Source organism: Streptomyces sp. NPDC008238 (assembly GCF_042956445.1).
Lineage (GTDB): Bacteria > Actinomycetota > Actinomycetes > Streptomycetales > Streptomycetaceae > Actinacidiphila.
In genome coordinates this window covers 154,013-160,046 of sequence record NZ_JBIBGK010000003.1, presented here as the reverse complement: position 1 = coordinate 160,046, position 6,034 = coordinate 154,013, and the positions used below count along the sequence as shown (strand labels likewise).

Genomic DNA, 6,034 nt, shown 5'->3' with positions numbered 1-6,034 from the left:
GTGGGGGGGGTGTGTGGGGGCCAGGCCCCCGCGCCCTACCCTGTTGGGGTTGGGGGGGGGGGCGGGGGCGGGGCGCCCGGCCCCCGCCCCCCGCTCCATGTCCGTTTCTCCCGCTATGTTCTGTGCATGATGCGTGCGCCAAACCTGCGGATGGCCGCCCTCGCCACGGTCGTGGCGGTCGCCGCGATGCTGCCCCTGACCGGTGCCACCGCCGGGCCCGTGCTCCCCGCCGTACCCGTGGACGTGACGACCGCGCTCACTGACGACAAGCCGCTGTCAAGCGGGTCCGGTGTCTTCGACAGCCTGCCGAAGCTGGCCGGATCCAAGCCCCAGACCGCCTCCTGCGGTCCTCAACTCACCTCGCCCGAAGGCCTGCGGGCGCAGACCTGCACCATCGGCGAGGACGGCGACACCTGGGCGCGCACGTACTACAGCAACACCACGGGCCGGCCGCTGGACGGCGTGCTGACCCTCATGGGGCCCGACGGCCGGACGGTGCAGACGCGGTGCGCCATCACCGCGGACGGCGGGAGCGGGAGCTGTGAGACGCCGCGCGAGCCGACGGTGGCCGGGGCGGCGGAACCGTACATGGCGGTGGCGGAGATCGCCGAGCGGGACGGGGAACGCCCGTTGCTGCGCAGCGGATCCGCGCTCTGACCCGGACATGGAAACGTCCGGTCGCTGGCGACGGGGGATGCACCAGCGACCGGACTGTTTAAACGGTAACAAGACTTCGCCCGTACGCAAATCCGGGGTACGGGTTCAGGCCCGGGTTCCGGGCCCGGCCGGCAGCGGCTGTGACCAGGATCACCCGGAGGCGATCATGGCCCGAACTGCGGCCGCCCGGCGCGGGACACCGGTCAGCTCAGGGTGATCTGCCGGTTGGTGAAGCCGCTGCGCGCCCGCCGCTCCTCCGCGGTCAGCGGGGACGTGCGCTCCAGCGCCTCGGCCAGCCGCTCGCCGAACGCCGCCGCCGGCTTCTCCACCTCGTCCGCGGTGACGCCGCTCGGCAGGTCCCACACCGGGACGACCAGCCCGTGCGCCCGGAAGGAGCCCACCAGCCGGGTGTCGTCGCCCAGCGACGAGGCGCCCGCGGCGTGCAGCCGGGCCAGCGCGTCCAGCAACTGCTCCTCGGGGTGCGGCATGACCCAGCGCAGGTGGTTCTTCTCCGGCGTCTCGCACCAGTACGCCGCGTCGACACCGGTCAGCCGCACGGTCGGGATCACGGCCGCGTTCGCCCGCTCCAGGGAGGCGGCGACCTCGCCGGTGGCGGACTCCGCGTCCTCCAGCCAGAACTCGAAGCCGGTGTGGACCACGGGCTCGAACGCGGCACCCAGGTCCAGCAGGTCCTGCAGCCGGGGGCCGTCGGGCGCCGGGCGCTCCCCGGCCACCGGGTTCCCGGGCTCCGCCCGCAGCGCGCGCAGCAGGGTGTCGGCCAGGTCCCGGCTGATGTCCCCGGACGCGGTGTCGTTCTGCAGGCCCAGCAGCACCGCGCCGGTGTCCCGGCGCAGCCCCGGCCACGCCATCGGCAGCACCGTCGCCAGCGTGACGGACGGCACGCCCTCCGGCAGCGGGTCCTTGAGCGTCAACTCGGCGGTGGCGGCGGGCACCAGCTCGCGCAGCGCCACCCAGTCGCACTCGCCCGGCAGGCCCTCGAACGGCCGCCGCACCAGCTCCGTCACCGCGTGCGCCGCCTCACGGCCGTGGCACGCCTTGTAACGCCGTCCAGAGCCGCACGGGCAGGGTTCCCGGGCGCCGACGGCGGGGATCTCCCCGTCGGTGATCTGCGGGCGGGCGGGGGCCTTCGTCTTCGTCGGGCGCTTCTTCGCCATGGCTCGATCTCTCCCGGTAACGGCGGTGTTCCGGCCGTGAGCCTAGCGCCACGCCGTCCGCCCCCAACGGAGGTCGCGCCCGTCGAGGCCGGGCAACCGCCCCGCGGGGCCTACGCGAGCTCGTCGAAGGGGTCCGCGAAGTCGATCGGGACGTCGAGCCCGGGCACGAGGTCGTCGCGCCGCGCGTGCCGGCTGCGCACCGCGAGCACGGCCCACACCGTGACCTCGCCGGGGGCGTCGCGCACGCCCCAGCGCAGCGACAGGTTCCGTACGATGCCCAGCCCGCGGCCGCCGCGGGCGGTGAGGGAGGGACTGGCCGGGAGCGGCCGGGTGGGCCCGCCGCCGTCGGTGACCTCCACCGTGAGCAGCCCGTCCTCGTCGATCCGCCAGGCGGCCCTGATGCCGCTGCCGCCCGAGCACGGCGCGTCCTCGCCCAGCGGCCGGGCGTGCCGGCAGGAGTTGCTGAGCAGTTCCGACAGGATGAGCACCGCGTCGTCGACGACCGGCTCGGCGACCCCGTACGCGTACAGTTCCTTGCGCAGCCTGCGCCGCGCCTCGGCCACGCCCGCCGGACCATGAGGCAGGGCCATGGTCGAGGACGTCGGCACCTCCTGGGCCACCACCAACGCCACCCCCGAGACCTCCTTCACCCCACGCCACGGGATGGATGCCCTCTCGTTCTGGGCCGGAAACCGGCCAACTGCGATCTCTTGGGGCACACACAACGATCGAACAGGTTCCGAACGCGCCGGTGCACACCGCCCGTGGAGGACGATCGTCCGTATTCCCTTCAGGAGCGCCCGAGTTGGGCGAGCACCTGCCGCGGACGGTTGGTGATGACGGCGTCGACGCCCAGCCGCACGCAGAGTTCGACGTCCTCGGGTTCGTTCACCGTCCACACGTGGACCCGGTGCCCCGCCTCGTGCAGCCGCTCCACGTAACCCGGGTTGGCGCGCAGGATGCGGATGCCGGGACCGGCGATCCCCACCCCGGCCGGCAACCGGCCGTCGCGGTGCCGGGGCAGTACGTACTGCATCAGGAAGACCGTCGGCAGGTGGCGCGAGGCCATCCGGATCCGGCGCAGGGAACGGGAGGAGAAGCTCATGACGCGGACCCGGGACGGCTCGCCGGGCTCGGGCCACAGCATCCCGAACCGGTCCAGCAGCTCCACCAGCCGCTCCTCGACCTGGCCCGCCCAGCGCGTGGGGTGCTTGGTCTCGATCGCCAGCTCCACCCGGCGCCCGGTGTCCGCGACCAGTTCCAGCAGCCGTTCCAGGGTCAGCACCCGGCTGAGCTCGTCCGGGTCGCCGTCGAAGCGGTCGGGGGCCTCGGCGTCCGCGTCGAGCAGGGAGCGCAGCTCCGCGGAGGGGTGCCGCCGCGTCCCGCCGGCCCGTCCGTTGCCGGCGTCCGCCTTCCAGCTGCCGAAGTCCAGCGTCCTGAGGTCGGCCAGCTCCAGGGCGGAGACCGCGCCCCGTCCGTTGGAGGTGCGGTTCACCCGGCGGTCGTGCACGCAGACCAGCGTGCCGTCCGCGGTGAGGCGCACGTCGCACTCCAGGGCGTCCGCGCCGTCCTCGATGGCCTTCTTGTAGGCGGCGAGCGTGTGCTCCGGGGCGTCCTCGGACGCTCCCCGGTGAGCCACGACCTGGATCGCGCGGAGATCGGTCACCGGGCTATCGTGCCATCCGCCGGGCCGGGAACGGCCGCTGCTTACGGTGGTCTGACACCCGGTGGGAAAAGCTGTGTCCATCAAGACGGTCGTCGTACGTACCGTAGCCGTAACCGTACGCACGGCATACAACGCATATCCGAGGAGAACAGCCGTGAGCACCGAGAACGAGGCCGGTCCGGTCCCGGCGGCGCTGCCGACGCAGCCGCCCGCTGACGCTGGGTCCGCCGCTCCCGCTGCGCCTCCCGCGCCCGCCGCCGCGTCCTCTACTCCCCCGGCCGAGGCGCAGGTGCCGTCACCGGGTCCGGCCGCCCCCGCGGCCGCGGAGGCTCCCGCGGCGCCCGTCGCGGCGGAGTCCCCGGCCCCGGCGGCGCCCGCCGCCGCCACGCCTCCGGCCGGTCCTCCGTCCGGCCCTCCGGCGGGTCCCCCCGCCGGGCCGTCCGCCGCGCCGCAGGCCGCTCCCCCGGCCGCCCCCGTGGCACCGCCCGCCGAGGTGCACACCACGCCCCTGCCGCCGTTCGCGCCGCCGCCCACCCAGCCGTACGGCGGTCCTGCCGGGCCCGGCGGCCCGATGGGCCCGTCCGGTCCCGTGGGCCCGGTCTGGGGGACGCCGGTGCCGGCCGCCCCCGCGCCCAAGAAGCGCGGCAACGGCGGGCTGGTGGCGGCCGTCCTCGTCGCCGCGCTCGTCGCGGGCGGCATCGGCGGCGGGGTCGGCTTCTGGGCCGCGGACCGCAACGACAACTCCTCCTCGACCACCGTCTCCTCGGTCGGCAACCCCAAGGACCTCAGCCGCGCCACCGACTCGGTCGCGGGCATCGCCAAGCAGGCCCTCCCCAGCGTCGTCACGATCGAGGCCAGCGGCCGCCAGGAGAGCGGCACCGGCACCGGCTTCGTGTACGACAAGGAAGGCCACATCCTCACCAACAACCACGTCGTCGCCCCCGCCGCCGACGGCGGCAAGCTCACCGCCACGTTCTCCGACGGCAAGAAGTACGAGGCCGAGGTCATTGGCCGCGCCCAGGGCTACGACGTCGCCGTCATCAAGCTCAAGGGGGTCACCCCCGACAAGCTCACCCCGCTCGCCCTCGGCGACTCCGAAAAGGTGGCCGTCGGCGACTCCACCATCGCCATCGGCGCCCCCTTCGGGCTCTCCGGCACCGTCACCACCGGCATCGTCAGCGCTCTGCACCGTCCCATCGCCTCCAGCGACGGCGAGGGTTCCAACGCCTCCTACATGAGCGCCATACAGACCGACGCCTCGATCAACCCCGGCAACTCCGGCGGTCCCCTCCTCAACTCCGAGGGCGCGGTCATCGGCATCAACTCCGCCATCCAGTCCACCGGCGGGAACGACGGGGCCGCCCAGTCCGGCAGCGTGGGCCTGGGCTTCGCCATCCCCATCGACCAGGCCCGCCGCGTCGCCGAGACGCTGATCAAGACCGGCGAGCCCGTGTACGCCGTCATCGGCGTCCACGTCGACTCCAGCTACAGCGGCGAGGGCGCGAAGATCGCCACGGGCGCCGACGCGGTCACCGCGGGAGGCCCCGCCGACCAGGCGGGCCTGCGCTCCGGCGACGTCATCACCAAGTTCGACGACACCGTGGTCGACTCCAGCCCCACCCTCATCGGCGAGATCTGGCAGCACCAGCCCGGCGAGAAGGTGGACCTCACCTACACCCGCGGCGGCCAGACCCGCACCGCCACCGTCACCCTCGGCGAACGCAAGGGCGACAGCACCAGCTGAGCCGACCCGTTAGGCTGTCCCCCGCGCCGCCCGGCCCACCCACCGGACCCCGCGGCGCGGGGAGAGTTGCCCGAGCGGCCTAAGGGAACGGTCTTGAAAACCGTCGTGGCAGCGATGTCACCGTGGGTTCAAATCCCACACTCTCCGCAATGGCCGGCGAAGGCGCTGGACAGAAGGGGTGCCTCAAGACACGGGGGCACCCCTTCTTCGTGTTCTTCGTGCCCGGACGGCACCCGTCGTTCCCCTGGGTTCCTCGTCCGGACGGGCGCGCCGGGTGCACGGTGGCCTCGAGTGTCAGCCGGCCGCGGTGGTCCGCCAGGCGTCCGTGACGCAGCCTTCCTCCATGTCCCACCACTCCTGATCGACGCCGTGTCGAAGGAGACGCTTGATCCTGCCGAGATTCGCCTCCGGCGGGATGTCGAGGGCGACCATGCGGAACTGCTCGATGCCCTCGCCGCCGGCGCCCAACTCATGGAAGGCGTTGATCACGCTCTGCCGGGCCGCCGCCGAGCCGCTGTCGCGGAACACGATCAAGCGGATGGTGCAGCAGTCCGAGGGCCGGACCACTCTGCCTGCCCACCTGCGACCCTCGTCGTCCACGGACGTCTCGACGACGTCCCCGTTGGCGACTCCCCGGACGAAGAAGGGCGTGTTCGCCAGTTCGACCCTTCCGTCGCCGCGGTCGACGGCCCAGAGACTCTCCACCCCGGCCGGGGGCCAGTCGTCTTCGATCTCCAGACGAAAGTGCACCTTCACGTGCTCGGGACCGGGTCCAGTCATGCCCGACAGTGT

At 73.4% G+C, this 6,034-nt stretch carries 6 protein-coding genes and 1 tRNA gene; 3 read left to right on the top strand and 4 right to left on the bottom strand.

Going from position 1 to position 6,034, the window contains the following annotated elements; translation table 11 throughout:
• Positions 1 to 126: 126 nt before the first annotated feature.
• Entirely contained in the window at positions 127 to 657 is a 531-nt protein-coding gene (locus ACFZAU_RS09585) for a hypothetical protein (protein WP_500460728.1), read from the top strand.
• 203 nt (positions 658 to 860) lie between these two features.
• On the opposite strand, the gene ACFZAU_RS09580 is transcribed toward ACFZAU_RS09585, so the two are convergent.
• From ACFZAU_RS09580 to ACFZAU_RS09570, 3 genes are all read right to left on the bottom strand, one after another.
• A complete protein-coding gene (locus tag ACFZAU_RS09580) occupies positions 861 to 1,832 on the bottom strand; it encodes a DUF5926 family protein (RefSeq protein ID WP_500551703.1) in 972 nt (323 codons plus the stop codon).
• 110 nt (positions 1,833 to 1,942) lie between these two features.
• Positions 1,943 to 2,551 (bottom strand): ATP-binding protein, encoded by a 609-nt coding sequence (locus ACFZAU_RS09575; RefSeq protein WP_500460725.1) that lies wholly within the window; start codon positions 2,549 to 2,551, stop codon positions 1,943 to 1,945.
• Between the two features lie 71 nt (positions 2,552 to 2,622).
• Positions 2,623 to 3,498, bottom strand: coding sequence for a glycerophosphodiester phosphodiesterase (locus ACFZAU_RS09570; protein ID WP_500551702.1), 876 nt, complete (start codon positions 3,496 to 3,498; stop codon positions 2,623 to 2,625).
• A gap of 154 nt (positions 3,499 to 3,652) precedes the next feature.
• Here ACFZAU_RS09570 and ACFZAU_RS09565 point away from each other — a divergent pair, with 154 nt between their 5' ends.
• Together ACFZAU_RS09565 and ACFZAU_RS09560 are read left to right on the top strand one after the other, a co-directional pair.
• Complete coding sequence (locus ACFZAU_RS09565; RefSeq protein ID WP_500551701.1) at positions 3,653 to 5,242, top strand: S1C family serine protease; 1,590 nt, start codon at positions 3,653 to 3,655, stop codon at positions 5,240 to 5,242.
• A 60-nt stretch (positions 5,243 to 5,302) separates the two neighbouring features.
• Positions 5,303 to 5,389, top strand: a tRNA-Ser gene (locus ACFZAU_RS09560).
• A 147-nt stretch (positions 5,390 to 5,536) separates the two neighbouring features.
• On the opposite strand, the gene ACFZAU_RS09555 is transcribed toward ACFZAU_RS09560, so the two are convergent.
• Positions 5,537 to 6,022 (bottom strand): DUF4265 domain-containing protein, encoded by a 486-nt coding sequence (locus ACFZAU_RS09555; RefSeq protein ID WP_500551700.1) that lies wholly within the window; start codon positions 6,020 to 6,022, stop codon positions 5,537 to 5,539.
• Positions 6,023 to 6,034 lie beyond the last annotated feature (12 nt).

What these genes read in the sequence shown, in the direction of transcription:
- ACFZAU_RS09555 (WP_500551700.1), bottom strand. Translation starts at nt 6,022, where the DNA reads ATGACTGGACCCGGTCCCGAGCACGTGAAGGTGCACTTTCGTCTGGAG.
- ACFZAU_RS09580 (WP_500551703.1), bottom strand. Translation starts at nt 1,832, where the DNA reads ATGGCGAAGAAGCGCCCGACGAAGACGAAGGCCCCCGCCCGCCCGCAG.
- ACFZAU_RS09585 (WP_500460728.1), top strand. Translation starts at nt 127, where the DNA reads ATGATGCGTGCGCCAAACCTGCGGATGGCCGCCCTCGCCACGGTCGTG.